This window comes from Roseobacter cerasinus (assembly GCF_009811755.1).
GTDB lineage: Bacteria > Pseudomonadota > Alphaproteobacteria > Rhodobacterales > Rhodobacteraceae > Roseobacter > Roseobacter cerasinus.
Map to the genome: position 1 here is coordinate 119,292 of NZ_BLIV01000007.1, position 13,421 is coordinate 132,712.

The following is a 13,421-nucleotide window of genomic DNA, read 5'->3' on the forward strand; positions in this document are numbered from 1 at the left end:
TTTTAGTCGCAGGTGCTCAGACTGCGGATGCCCGGTTTCTCCCCCAAGAGCCGGGCATCCTTGCGTTCTACGCAGGCAGGTGAATGGCAAAGCGGCTCCGGATTGCCGCATCGAGATCCGGATCGAACCGCGCTTTCGCGCGCTCTGCCAGGATCTCCTGCTTGCGTCGGGTGGCCTTGGCAATCAGGTCGGGCTTGCCCAATTCGTCCCACTCCTTGGGAGAGGTGCGATCGCCGAAGGCGGGATAGACGTGGTCCTGCTGCATCCGCCCCAGCGTCTGCTCGGTGCCCAGATAGTGCCCCGGGCCACCCATGCAGACCTGGCGGATCTGATCCACCGCCATGGTATCCTCTGTCACCTCAATGCCGCGCACGCAGCGCATGGCCTGCCCGATGAGATCATCCCCCAGAATCAGAGATTCGTGGCAGAAGCCTAAGAGCGACGCATGCATGCCCGCCGCCTCATAAACCATGTTGAGCCCAGACAGCCCTGCCATCACGTTGGAGCACATCTGCTCCCAGCCGGCCTGCATGTCGGGCATTTTGGCATCGGTGATGCCTGCCGCAGCGCCGCCGGGCAGGTCGTAATACTTGTGCATCTGCGCGCAGCCCGCGGTCAGCAGGGCCTGCTCGCCCGAGCCGCCGGTCATCGCCCCTGTGCGCAGGTCGAGACCAAAGGGCCAGGTGCCAAACACCGCCGGATGTCCGGGCCGCACCGCATTCACATAGACCAGACCGGCGAGGCATTCGGCCACCGATTGTACGATGGCGCCCGCGATGGTCGAGGGGGCCGTTGCCCCGGCCATGCCCGCTGAGAGCAGCAGCACCGGCATGCCTGCCTTGATGCACTCTTCCATGACCTCGCAGGATTCGGTGGCGAATTTCATCGGCGGCACCACAAAACAGTTGGTGTTGCTCACAAAAGGGCGCGCGCGCCAGGCGGCTTCACCGCCTGCGATCATGTGCAAAAGCTCCACCCCATGCTTTACAAATTCCGGTTCGCAGAATGAGGTGCCGATATGTTTTGTGGTGCCCGCGCAGCAGGCGTAGATGGAGTTCACATCCAATTCGAGATTGTCGGTGATATCCCGGCAGACGATGGGGCGTTGCACGAAGTGAATGTTATCGAGCATATCGGCAATTCGTGCGGCATCATGCAGATCCTGCACACCACATTCGCGGTAGCTGTTGTCGTTGACATCGACCAGATGCACAGCGGCTCCGGCAGTGCCGTAGTGCACACGGGTGCCGGAGAGGTCCAGGTCGTGTGCCGGATCGCGCCCCATCAAAGTGACCGTCCGATTGGCGCGGGCTAGGGTGTCTTCTACCAACGCACGGGGGAAACGGATACGCCCGTCCTCGCCCTGGATCGCGCCTGCAGCGGTCAGATAGGCCACGCCTGAGGGGGGCGCGTCGGCGAGGCCGATCTGCTCCAGCGCCAGCAGGGCTGAGGCGTGGATATTGTCCATATCCAAGGCGGTCAGCGGTTGATAGGTGCCGCCGGGCATGCCGGGACGAATTGGCCGCAGATGATCTGCCAGAGGTGCATTGCGTGCTGCGCGACGGGCCGAGCGGCCGCCACTGCGGGATTGAGTACGTTGTGTCATTTGCTGTCCTGTAGAGAAAAGAAAGGGATGTCGCTCACCCCATCGCAGGACGTCCCCGCGCAGCCCGCCCGCGATCCGCACCGATGGTGCGCACGATCAGTTTGATCTTGCTGAGATCGTCTTGCATGCGGTGCTCCTTTCCGACTGTTAGCGTTCGACAAAACGGTCCCGCCGGTCAAGCCTGTTTGCGACGTGGTGTCGTTTTCCGACTTTTTGAGCAGAGGGCGGGACGCAGCAAGGTCTCGCCGACGGAAAACGCCTCCCAGCCGGGCTTTGAGCCTGTTTCCGCCACCTCTCGTTTGATTGATCGCGGGGGGATTGAACCAATTCGATGCATTCACAGTTATCCCTCCAAGGACGGCAGGAAATGTCGCCCGGGATCCCAGAATGAGGACATGACAATGAAGAACGTTTTGAGTGCAGCAGCCGCGATTGCCGCGACAACCCTTATGACGGCCCCCGTACTGGCGGGGTCTCTGGAGGAGCCGGTGATTGAACCGGTCACAACCGCACCGCCGCCTGCACCGGTCTACACAGGAGGCGACTGGACAGGCTTCTATGCCGGTGGGCAGATCGGTAATCTGGATGTCGACGGTGAGGGCGGCCTTGCCGGTGTTGGTGGCGATGACACCACTTACGGTTTGCACGCCGGTTACAACTACGACTTTGGCACCTGGGTTGTGGGGGGTGAGCTTGATTATGACGACGCAAGCGTCGACCTGAGCCCCGGCAGCGCATCGGTCGATTCCGTTTGGCGCGCCAAGCTGCGCGGCGGGTATGACTTTGGCCGCACGCTGCTCTATGCAACCGCAGGTCTGGCGGATCTGGACACGTCGATTGGCAGCGACACGGGCGAATTCTACGGTCTTGGTGTGTCCTACAAGGCGACCGAGCAGTTCATCGTCTCAGGTGAGTACCTGATGCATGACTTCTCCGACATTGGCACCACCGGCGCTGACGCCGACGCGGATGCCTTCACAATCCGGGCCTCCTGGCAGTTCTAACTGCCTCCTCCTCCCCCCGGATCGGGGCCCGGCACCTTTTCTCCCTCCCCGGTGCCGGGCCTTACCTTATGCGGCCAGTTGTTCTGCGTGCCTGCAGAGCGTCTTGAGCGCCCGCGCGAAGGCGTCGTCTTCAATGGTCATGGCCACGCGGATGTGCCCTGCTGCGGCTGCTCCAAAGCTTTCCCCCGGCATGACCGCGATATGATGCTGTTCCAGCAGGTCATAGGCAAAGGCCTCGCCGGTCAGGCCGGTCGCACGCACATCCAGCATCAGATACATTGCCCCTTGAGATGGGATCAGGCTGAGCGTGTTCTGGCGGGCCATGACGTTGCGCGCAATCGCGCGCCGGCGGCGGAACGGGGCGGCGATGTCGGCCTCGAAGGCTTCGCCCAGGTTCAGCGCAAAGACGCTTGCATCCTGAATGTAGCCGGGCACGCCGTAGGTCGTATGTGTGGCCAGGGTGATCAGATCGGCGATCACCTCTTCCGGCCCGACAATCCAGCCACAGCGCGAGCCGGTCATCGCGTGGGATTTTGACATCGATCCCACCACCAGCGTACGCTCCGCCATGCCGGGCAGGGCGCGGGGGCTGACGTGCTGCCCCTCCCAGACCTGCGTGTCATAGACCTCATCCGAGATCAGCCAGAGATCATCTTCGCGGCAGACATCGGCAATCGTGCGCAGCGTGGCATTTGAATAGACCACACCCGTCGGGTTGTTCGGGGTGTTGATGAGCAGTGATGCGGCCGCCTTGGCGTGCGCTTGAAGAGCCTCGGCGCGCGGCTGGAAGGCATCTTCGGCCTGCGCCGTGATGACCTGCGGACAGGCACCTGCGCCGCGCAGCGTGCCGGGATAGGTGGCATAATAGGGGTCGATGTAGAGCGCTGTGTCGCCCGGATCACAGGCGGCCATATGCGCCGCAAACAGCGCCGCTTGCCCGCCCGGTGTGATCACCACGTTGTCTCGGGTGGTGGGCACCCCGGTGCGGGCCTGCACCCGCGCCGCTACGGTGTCACGCAGGGATGAGGTGCCAGGCACGGCGGCATAACCGGTGTGCCCCGCCATGGCCCTGCGGTGCATTTCCTGCAGGATCGGCGCGGCGGTTCGGACATCATGCTCGCCGATGGTCAGCTCGGTCACCGCGATGCCGTCGGCGATCATGGCGCGCGCTTTGAGAAAGACGTCCCACCCGTCCGAGCCGCCGCCTGTGAGCCCCCTGATCCGCTGTGATCGCTGCATCGCCATCTCCTGCTTGTCCGACATGGCAGGAGCACAGAGGCCCCGCGATTCGTCAATCGGCCTTGACCGCCGCTGCCGCCCCGCGTTAGGAAAGAGCATGACCCGGAGCACAGTCATCTGCTGCATTATTATCTGCTGATCGCATAAAGCGGGCAGTTTTAGGTCATTTCCAACCTCTTCCAAGATTGCTAAGCCCGCGTCACCTCCGCGCAAGGACGCCTGTCATGACGACACTCACGCTCTACAACACGAAGACCCGGTCGAAGGAGGAGTTTGCCCCCATCGACCCCGAGAATGTGCGCATGTATGTCTGCGGGCCGACGGTCTATGATCGTGCGCATCTGGGCAACGCGCGGCCCGTGATCGTCTTCGATGTGCTTTTCCGGCTGCTGCGGCATGTCTACGGTGAAGAGCACGTGACCTACGTGCGGAATTTCACGGATGTGGATGACAAGATCAACGCGCGCGCCGCCGAGTCCGGCCGTTCAATCGGGGACATCACAGCCGAGACAACGCAATGGTTCTTGGACGATATGAAAGCGGTCGGCGCGCTGGAGCCCACCGCCATGCCGCGCGCGACACAGTATATCGCGCAGATGGTCGAGATGATCTCGGGCCTGATCGCCAAGGGCCACGCCTATGAGGCCGAGGGCCATGTGCTCTTTGCCGTCGAGAGCTATGCCGAGTATGGCGCGCTCTCGGGGCGGTCGGTGGACGACATGATCGCGGGCGCGCGCGTGGAAGTGGCACCGTACAAGCGCAACCCGATGGATTTCGTGCTCTGGAAGCCGTCGTCGGAGGAGCTGCCCGGATGGGACAGCCCCTGGGGCCGGGGCCGCCCGGGCTGGCATATCGAGTGCTCCGCCATGGCGCATGACCTTTTGGGCGAACGCTTCGACATCCACGGCGGTGGCATCGATCTGCAGTTTCCGCACCACGAGAACGAAATCGCCCAGTCGCGCTGCGCAGGCCACGGCTTTGCCAATTTCTGGATGCACAACGAGATGCTTCAGGTCGAGGGCAAGAAGATGTCCAAGTCCTTGGGCAATTTCTTCACCGTGCGCGATTTGCTCGACCAGGGCGTGCCGGGTGAGGTGATCCGCTTTGTAATGCTGAGCACGCATTATCGCAAACCTATGGACTGGACCGAGAAGAAGCGGGAGGAGGCGGAGCGGACGTTGCGGAAGTGGTACCATCTCGTTGGGCTTGCTGGAGCCGCAAGCGAGTATCCTCCGTTGATGGCTGCCCTCAGCGACGATCTGAATACGCCAGAAGCCATCAAGTTACTGCATCATTTAGCGAATGCGGGTGATGTGAATACGCTAATTTTTGGACTTGGCACTCTGGGACTTTGGCCAGGAGAGGTACCACAGTGGGCCAAGGTCCCAGGCTTCACAGACGCCGAAACAGGACTTTTGTCTGACCTGATGCTGCGACGAGAGTCCGCACGTCGACGTAAGGACTTTGCGGAGGCCGACCGTATAAGAGATGGCCTAGTTCGCGCTGGTGTCGAGATACGCGACACCAGTGATGGCACAGTTTTCAACAAACTCCTAAATTTCGACGTCGATGTCTTAGACAGGGTCTGGGGTGGAGAGTCATGCTGATGGTTCGGAAAACCGATGCGCTGGGTGCGATAGCGGATGCATTACTGAAGGACAGCGCCCGAGCCTGGGGGGGCGTGAAGCGCCCTCCCGTGGGGAGGGTCGGGCGCAGTCCGGGCCTGCAGCCCGGACACGTGGTTCTGCTAAGTAGACGTTCCATCCATAACCACCCACGCAACGGTGGCCCAAGGCCCACCGCACCTGCCAGCCGACAGGTTCGGCGGGCTTCAGGCCGCCGCCCGGGACAACCATCATGACCCGCGAGCGGCTCTTTCTCTACGACACCACCCTGCGCGATGGGCAGCAGACCCAAGGCGTGCAGTTCTCGACCGAGGAAAAGCGCGCCATCGCTGAGGCGCTGGACACACTCGGCGTGGACTACATCGAAGGCGGCTGGCCTGGCGCCAACCCCACCGACAGCGCCTTCTTCGAGGCTTCGCCCAAAACCCGCGCCACAATGACGGCCTTCGGCATGACCAAACGCGCTGGCATGTCCGCCGAGAACGACGATGTCCTCGCCGCCGTCCTCAACGCCGGCACCCAGGCCGTCTGCCTCGTCGGCAAGACCCATGACTTCCACGTGCGCGCTGCCCTGGGCATCTCGGAGCAGGAAAACACCGAGAACATCGCCCGCTCCATCGCGCACCTCACATCCCAGGGCCGCGAAGCGCTCTTTGACGCCGAACACTTCTTCGACGGCTATCGCGCCAACCCGGACTACGCGCTGGAGGCTGTCAAAGCGGCCCATGACGCGGGCGCCCGCTGGGTGGTGCTCTGCGACACCAATGGCGGCACGCTGCCCGCTGACGTCCACCGCATCACGGCCGAGGTCATCGCCGCAGGCATCCCCGGCGACCGCTTGGGCATCCACACCCACAATGACACCGAGAACGCGGTGGCCTGCACGCTCGCCGCCGTCGACGCAGGTGCGCGGCAGATCCAGGGCACGCTCAACGGCCTGGGCGAGCGCTGTGGCAACGCCAATCTCACGGCGCTCATCCCGATCCTGTTGCTGAAAGAGCCCTACGCCAGCCGCTTCGAGATCGGCGTCACCCGCGAGGCGCTGACAGGCCTCACCCGCACCAGCCGCATGCTCGATGAAATCCTCAACCGCGTGCCCTTCCGCCAAGCAGCCTTTGTGGGCTCCTCGGCCTTCGCGCATAAGGCGGGGCTGCACGCCTCGGCGATCCTCAAGGACCCCACCACCTACGAACACATCGACCCCGCCGACGTGGGCAACACCCGCATCATCCCGATGTCGAACCAGGCCGGGCAATCCAACCTGCGCAAGCGGCTCGGCGACGCAGGCATCACGGTCAAGAAGGGCGACCCCGCCCTCGGCCTCATCCTCGACCGCATCAAGACGCGCGAAGCAGACGGCTACTCCTACGACACCGCGCAGGCCAGCTTCGAACTGCTCGCTCGCGAGACACTGGGCCAGATGCCGGAGTTCTTCGAGGTCAAACGCTACCGCGTGACCGTGGAGCGCCGCAAAAACAAATACGACCAGATGATCAGCCTCTCGGAGGCGGTTGTCGTGGTCAAGATCGACGGCGAAAAGAAGCTGTCGGTCAGCGAATCCATGGATGATGTCGGCTCCGACCGCGGCCCCGTGAACGCCCTGGCCAAGGCGCTGGCCAAGGACCTCGGGCCCTACCAGCACATCATGGACGACATGCGCCTCGTCGACTTCAAGGTCCGCATCACCCAGGGCGGCACCGAAGCCGTCACCCGCGTCATCATCGACAGCGAAGACGGGCAGGGGCGGCGCTGGTCCACCGTGGGTGTCTCGCCCAACATAGTCGATGCCTCCTTCGAGGCGCTACTGGACGCCATCCGCTGGAAAATCCTGCGCGACACGAAAGCCGCCGCATGACCGCCTATTGGGACGCCTTCTTTACCCTGCACCGCGACCTGCCGCGCGAAGGCCCGGGCGAGCCCGCTGATGTGGCCTGGGCCGTGGCCACCGCAGGCACGGCGCCCACCGCCCGCATCTGCGACGCCGCCTGCGGCCCCGGTGCCGACATCACCGCCCTGCGCGCCGCCGCACCCCAGGGCCATGTGACCGCCCTCGACAAATACCCGCATTTCATCGACCAGGCCCAAAGAGCCCATGGCACCGACCCCGCCGTCACACTTCGGACCGGCGACATGGCCGACATCACCGGGCCCTTTGATCTCATCTGGTGCGCGGGCGCGCTCTACTTTCTGGGCATCACCGAGGGGCTCAAAACCTGGCGCGATGCCCTCGCTCCCGGCGGCGCCGTCGCCTTCTCCGAACCCTGCTGGTTCACCGAGGCGCGCCCGCAGGAGGCCGCAGACCTCTGGTCCGGCGACTACCCCGCCATGACCGACGCAAAAGGCATCGACGCTCGGGTGCGCGCGGCGCGATACCGCACCATCGGCACCCGAAAACTCTCCTCTGCAGCCTGGGAAAACTACTACGCGCCCATGGACGCCCGCATCGCGGCCCTCTCCTCCGGCGATACCCCCGAGATGCAACAGGTGCTCGCCGAGGCCCGCCGCGAAGCCCAAGTCTGGCGCGCGCACCGCAAGAGCTTTGGCTACCTGCTCAGCGTCGTGCAGCCGGATGACCTTTGACGCCAACCTCACCGCCTGCGCGGGCCTCGTCCAGCACGGCGACCCCGACCGCTTTGCCGCCACAATGGCGAGCCCCCTCAGCACCCGCCGGCGCCTCTTCCCCCTCTACGCCTTCAACGTCGAAGTCGCGCGCGCGCCTTGGGTGACAAAGGAGCCGATGATCGCCGAGATGCGCCTGCAATGGTGGCGCGACGCGCTCGAAGAGATCGCCGAAGGCCGACCCCCGCGCCGCCACGAGGTCGTCACCCCGATGGCCCGCATGCTCACCCCAGATCAGGCCCGCGCGCTCGACACTCTGGTGGCCGCGCGCCGCTGGGACATCGGCACCGAGGCCTTCGAGGATGAAACCGCCCTCTGGCGCTACCTCGACGCCACCACCGGCACATTGCTCTGGACCGCCGCCGCAAGCCTCGGCGCGCCCGCGGGCGACGAAGCCGCCCTCCGCCAGACAGCCCGCGCCGTAGCACTCGCCAACTGGATGCTGGCCCTGCCGGAACTGGAGGCCCGCGGCAAACGCCCGATGCACGACGGCCGACCCGAGACCCTGGCCGTGCTCGCCAAAGGCGCCCTCACGGACCTCGCCGCGCAAAGCGTGCTCAGCCCTGCCGCGCATCAGGCGCTGCTCTCGGGATGGCGCGCCCGCCACATCCTCAAAACAGTCTCCAAACACCCACAACGCGTGGCCCGGGCCGCGCTTGTCACCCCAGATCTCCACCGCAGCATCACGCTGATCCGCGCCCGCCTCCTGGGCCGAATCTGACTTCTTCTGGCCGGAAATATCCCGGGTGAGGCGCGGCACGCGCCGAGGGCAGAGCCCTCAGACCACCTGCGGCTTGGGCCGCATCACCAGCCAGATCAGCGCACAGCCCGCCAGCACGAGGAAGGGGATCATCGCGATATTCACCGCCGCCCAACCCTCTTCCGCCGACCCGCCCGAGCAGTTCATCAACCCACCCGAGGCGAGCGAAGCCAGCGTCACTCCACCGAACACGAGCAGGTCATTCACCCCCTGGAGGCGCCCCCGCTCATGCGGCTCATGCGCTCCGGCCAGCATCGTCGTGGCGCCGATGAAGCCGAAGTTCCACCCAAGCCCCAAGAGAATCAGCGCCACAAAGAAATGCCCCAGCGCGACCCCAGAGAGCGCCACCGCGCCTGCCGCGCCCAGGATCAGCAGCCCCAGCCCCATGATCCGCTCAACTCCAAAGCGTACAATCAGATGCCCGGTGAAGAACGATGGCGCAAACATTGCCAGCACATGGCCGGTGACCACATTCGAGGCATCTGCCACCGCGAACCCGCAACCGACGACGGCAAGCGGCGTCGACGTCATCACCAGGTTCATCAGCGCGTAAGACACCATCGCGCAGATCACCGCGACCGCGATACGTGGTGTCTTCAGAAGCTCTATTACAGAGCGCCCGCGGGGCGAATCTTCGGTCGGCTTCGGCGGCGTCGGAATGTCGAGGAAGGCAAAGAGCAGCATGCCTAGCACATTCAGCGCCATCGCCGCCATGTAGACGGGGAAGAACCGCATCACGGTCGCATCGGGGGTGCTGCTGGTCAGATACCCCACCAGTTGTGGCCCGATGATCGCCGACAAGAGCCCGCCCGCCATGACATAGGAAATCGCCTTCGGGCGATAGCTGTCCGAGGCCGTATCGGCGGCGGCAAACCGGAAAAACCCCTGTGAGGACATATAGATGCCGGTCAAATAGCTGCCGATCAGAAACATCCAGAAGTTCGACAGCGTCAGCGCATAAGCGCAGATCGCGGCCCCCGCCAGCCCGCCAAGCGCGCCCACTATCAACCCCGCCCGCCGCCCATAGCGCTGCATCAGCGTCGAGAGCCAGGGTGCCGTGGTCATCGAGCCAAAGACGATCATCGAGATCGGCAATGTCGCGAGACAGGCATTCACCGCCATCTGCTGCCCGGCCAGCCCGCCGATCACGAAGATCATCGTGATCTGGCTGCCCAGAAAGGCTTGCGCCATCACGAGCACCATCACATTGCGCCTGGCGCGATTATCATCCGTCTCGGGCATGTGCCTTGCGTAGAACGCTTGCCGGACAGGGGCAAGCCCCTTGCCATGACTGGCCCGTTCCCTAAAAGTCGCGGGATGATGAATAGTGGGACGGTTTTGGTGATGGCAGGGGCACGAGAGGCGCATACGCTTGCTGCCAGCCTGCGCCGTCGCGGCCGCAAAGTGATTGTCAGCCTGCCCGCGGCTGAGCGTGCCTTCGAACCCTTCACCGCACCGGTGCGCATAGGCCCGTTTCCAAGCAAAGAGGCCATGGCCGATTGGATGGCGGCCCAGGGGGTGCGCACGGTGATCGATGCAAGCCATGCCTTTGACGTGGAGATCTCCCGGGATGTCTCGCTGATCTGCAAGGTCCAGGATCTGCGATATCTGCGGGTGCTGCGCCCGCCCTGGCGTCAGTCTCGGCAGGATATCTGGCTGCCCTACAGATCCATTGCAAAGGCCGCACAGGACGTGCCTGCAGGAGAGCGGGTTTTTACCAACACAGGCCGCGCAACGCTGAATGAGTATCGCGGATTCCGGGGGGACGTGCTGTTCGTGCGCCAGACGCAGCTGCATGACGAGGCGGCGCCCTTCGCCTTTGCCCATTATGTCTTTGGCACGCCGCCGTTTTCGCAGGGCGGTGAGGAAAGCCTGTTCACGGAGTTGAACATCTCGCGGCTGATCTGCCGCAATGTCGGCGGCCCGGCCAGCATGTCCAAGCTGCTGGCGGCCCGGCGGCTCGGCCTGCCGGTTGCTATGATCGAACGCCCCCAGACACCCGCATGGATCACACGTGTCGACTCGGTGAACGAAGCTTTGGCCTGGGAGGCAAACGCATGACTGCAGGCCGTCTGATCGAGACGGACGCAGATGTCGCTGAAGGCGCGGACTGGCTCGCCCGGCAGGATCCGCGTCTGGCCGCGGCTTTGCAGACCTGCGGCCCTTTGCCGCTGCGCCGACGCCCGGATGGGTTTGCGCAGCTGCTCAGCGCCATTGTGAGCCAACAGGTCAGCGTCGCCTCAGCCCGTGCGCTTTGGTCGAACCTCGAAGCGGCGAAGGTCACGACCCCGGACGCCGTGCTGCGCCACAGTCAGGAGGAGCTGCGTGAATTCGGTCTGAGCCGCCAGAAGGCGCGCTATGCCCATGCTCTCGCAGAGGCCGGCATCGACTACGATGCCCTGCGCGAGGCCCCGGATGACCAGGTGATCGAGACCCTGACCGCCGTCACTGGAATCGGGGTCTGGACCGCCGAGATCTACGCCATGTTCTCCCTGGGCCGCGCCGATGTCTTTGCCCCCGGCGATCTGGCACTTCAGGAGGCGGCGCGCGCGATCTATGATTTGCCCGAGCGCCCCAAGGAGCGCGCCTTGCGGCAGATGTCGGTGGATTGGTCGCCCTGGCGGTCGGTTGCAGCACGCCTTTTCTTTACCTACTACAGGCACATCAAACAGAGGGACGGCATCACATGACACGGGTACTCAACGCGGACCGCCGCGCGCCAGCCTCGGGCGACACACGCTCCGTCGTCGTCTTCCTGCACGGCTATGGCGCCAATGGCGCCGACCTTCTGGGGCTGGCTGATCCTCTGTCGGAGCATCTGCCCGACACGCTGTTTGTGGCGCCTGATGCGCCTGAGGCCTGTGCGGGTGCGCCCATGGGCTTCCAGTGGTTTCCGATCCCCTGGATCGACGGCTCCTCGGAGGAGGAGAGCATGCGCGGCATGATGCAGGCGGTCGATGACCTCAACGCCTTCCTCGATGCGCTGATGGTCGATGAGGACGTGCTGCCCGAGCAGGTGGTGCTGTTCGGCTTTTCCCAGGGCACGATGATGGCGCTGCATGTGGCCCCCCGGCGCGAAGATGCGGTGGCGGGCATCGTGGCTTTCTCGGGCCGTCTGCTCAGCCCCGAAACGCTTGCCGATGAGGTGGTGGTGCGCCCGCCGGTGCTGCTGGTGCACGGCGATGCGGACGATGTGGTGCCACCGCAATCACTGCCGCAGGCGGCTGAGGCGCTGCAGGAAGCGGGCTGGCAGGATGTCTATGCCCACATCATGAAAGGCACCGGCCACGGTATAGCACCTGATGGCCTCTCCGTCGCACTGGCCTTCATGCGCGACAAGCTGGGGCTTTGACCGGATCAGGCGGCTTGGCGTGCCCTGCGCGTGGCGCCCGCAAGGATGACCGCTGCGCATAGCGCAACGGCGGAGGCCACATAGATGACGGTCTGAAAGCTGTAGCTCTGCGCGATCAGCCCCACGGCGGGGCCCGCCAGAAGGCCGCTCACCATCAGCGTATTCCAATAGACCGCCGTGGCCATCGCGGGTCGCCGGGGCGCGAAGGATTGGATGTAGCTGATGCCAAGGCTGGCATAGAGCCCATAGTAGAGCCCCTCCAGCGCGCCGCCCGCGAGCATTTGCCCAAAAGTCTGAACATGCGCCAGCAGCTGAATCGTGACCACCGCCAGCAGCGTCGTGCCCAAGAGCGCGCGGCGCAGACCGATGTGCGCAATCACGAACGGCGTGGAGAAGATCACAAGCACCTCCACAAAGGTTTTGACGCTGAAGGCCAGGCCGGGCGCGTAGCCCGGCAATCCGACCTCTCGCACATAGAACAGAGGCAGCGCGGTGAAAGTCATCGAATGCGCCGTGGACAGGCAGAAAACAAAGGCTGCCGCAAACCAAAGGGCGTGCCTGGCGGTATCCGTTTCAGCATCGTCCCGGCTGGGCGGTTTGGGCTCGGCCGTGATGTCGCGGGGCAGGGCGCACCACCACAGCGCCAGCCACAGCAGCGCTGCCAGCAGGCCGAGGTGGAACACGGATGTGACGCCCATGCGGTCCGCCACAAGAAAACTTGCCGCCGGTCCGATCATCCAGGCGGTCGATGTCGTGGCCCGCATATAGGCGTTGAACCGGGTGCGGTCGACATCAGCACGTTCTGCCATGCGCCCACCCAGGCTAAACATAGTGGAGACTGCGCTGGAGCTGATGCCGAAACCCAAGACCCCAAGGCTGAGCACCATCCAGAGGGTCGGTGCGAGCGTGATGGCGAGACTTGCCAAAAGATATCCCGCGAGCGCCACACCGATGAGCGGATGCACGCGCCCGCCCGCATCGATGCGCCGCGCAAAGAGGCGGTTCGCCGCCACCGTCAGGCAAATCGCAAGTGCCGAGTAGACGCTGATCACCCACGGGTCCTGGTTCAGCCCTTCAACGAGAAAGAACCCCATATAGGGCACGATCATCGCGGCACAGACGGTGCCGAAAAAGAGCAGCAGCAGAAAAAGGCCGAGCTGTCGATACGGATCAGATATCATGGACCGAACCTTCGCAAGTGTATGGCCGCACTGAC

Annotated in this window: 12 protein-coding genes; 8 read left to right on the top strand and 4 right to left on the bottom strand. The window is 64.3% G+C overall.

Annotation, left to right across the window (positions count from 1 at the left end; translation table 11 throughout):
* Positions 1–67 precede the first annotated feature (67 nt).
* Entirely contained in the window at positions 68–1,606 is a 1,539-nt protein-coding gene (locus So717_RS17405; protein WP_159979684.1) for a trimethylamine methyltransferase family protein, read from the bottom strand.
* A 401-nt stretch (positions 1,607–2,007) separates the two neighbouring features.
* Here So717_RS17405 and So717_RS17410 point away from each other — a divergent pair, with 401 nt between their 5' ends.
* Entirely contained in the window at positions 2,008–2,610 is a 603-nt protein-coding gene (locus So717_RS17410) for an outer membrane protein (RefSeq protein ID WP_159979686.1), read from the top strand.
* A gap of 66 nt (positions 2,611–2,676) precedes the next feature.
* On the opposite strand, the gene So717_RS17415 is transcribed toward So717_RS17410, so the two are convergent.
* Entirely contained in the window at positions 2,677–3,849 is a 1,173-nt protein-coding gene (locus So717_RS17415; protein WP_159979688.1) for a pyridoxal phosphate-dependent aminotransferase, read from the bottom strand.
* Positions 3,850–4,073: 224 nt separating this feature from the next.
* On the opposite strand from So717_RS17415, the gene cysS reads away from it, so the two are divergent.
* The 4 genes from cysS to So717_RS17435 all read left to right on the top strand — a co-directional run bounded on the left by cysS (position 4,074) and on the right by So717_RS17435 (position 8,814).
* The gene (gene cysS / locus So717_RS17420; RefSeq protein ID WP_159979690.1) at positions 4,074–5,456 is read left to right on the top strand and encodes a cysteine--tRNA ligase; all 1,383 of its coding nucleotides are present in this window, start codon (positions 4,074–4,076) and stop codon (positions 5,454–5,456) included.
* 250 nt (positions 5,457–5,706) lie between these two features.
* Positions 5,707–7,329: a citramalate synthase gene (gene cimA / locus So717_RS17425; protein ID WP_159979692.1), complete on the top strand. Its 1,623-nt coding sequence runs from the start codon at positions 5,707–5,709 to the stop codon at positions 7,327–7,329.
* Positions 7,326–8,054, top strand: coding sequence for a class I SAM-dependent methyltransferase (locus tag So717_RS17430; protein WP_159979694.1), 729 nt, complete (start codon positions 7,326–7,328; stop codon positions 8,052–8,054). Before cimA ends, So717_RS17430 begins: the two co-directional genes overlap by 4 nt.
* Positions 8,044–8,814 carry a squalene/phytoene synthase family protein gene (locus So717_RS17435; protein WP_159979696.1) on the top strand — a complete coding sequence of 257 codons (771 nt, stop codon included), beginning with the start codon at positions 8,044–8,046 and terminating at the stop codon, positions 8,812–8,814. Before So717_RS17430 ends, So717_RS17435 begins: the two co-directional genes overlap by 11 nt.
* Positions 8,815–8,871: 57 nt before the next feature.
* Here So717_RS17435 and So717_RS17440 read toward each other — a convergent pair whose 3' ends face one another.
* Positions 8,872–10,095 carry an MFS transporter gene (locus tag So717_RS17440; RefSeq protein WP_159979698.1) on the bottom strand — a complete coding sequence of 408 codons (1,224 nt, stop codon included), beginning with the start codon at positions 10,093–10,095 and terminating at the stop codon, positions 8,872–8,874.
* 75 nt (positions 10,096–10,170) lie between these two features.
* Between So717_RS17440 and So717_RS17445 the strand changes: the two genes are divergently transcribed.
* The 3 genes from So717_RS17445 to So717_RS17455 are packed head-to-tail and all read left to right on the top strand — an operon-like array spanning position 10,171 to position 12,205.
* Positions 10,171–10,914 carry a precorrin-6A/cobalt-precorrin-6A reductase gene (locus So717_RS17445; protein ID WP_159979700.1) on the top strand — a complete coding sequence of 248 codons (744 nt, stop codon included), beginning with the start codon at positions 10,171–10,173 and terminating at the stop codon, positions 10,912–10,914.
* Positions 10,911–11,543: a DNA-3-methyladenine glycosylase family protein gene (locus tag So717_RS17450; protein ID WP_159979702.1), complete on the top strand. Its 633-nt coding sequence runs from the start codon at positions 10,911–10,913 to the stop codon at positions 11,541–11,543. Before So717_RS17445 ends, So717_RS17450 begins: the two co-directional genes overlap by 4 nt.
* Positions 11,540–12,205: an alpha/beta hydrolase gene (locus So717_RS17455; RefSeq protein ID WP_159979704.1), complete on the top strand. Its 666-nt coding sequence runs from the start codon at positions 11,540–11,542 to the stop codon at positions 12,203–12,205. Before So717_RS17450 ends, So717_RS17455 begins: the two co-directional genes overlap by 4 nt.
* A 5-nt stretch (positions 12,206–12,210) precedes the next feature.
* Here the strand turns inward: So717_RS17455 and So717_RS17460 are convergent, their stop codons facing one another.
* Positions 12,211–13,386: an MFS transporter gene (locus So717_RS17460; RefSeq protein ID WP_159979706.1), complete on the bottom strand. Its 1,176-nt coding sequence runs from the start codon at positions 13,384–13,386 to the stop codon at positions 12,211–12,213.
* Positions 13,387–13,421 lie beyond the last annotated feature (35 nt).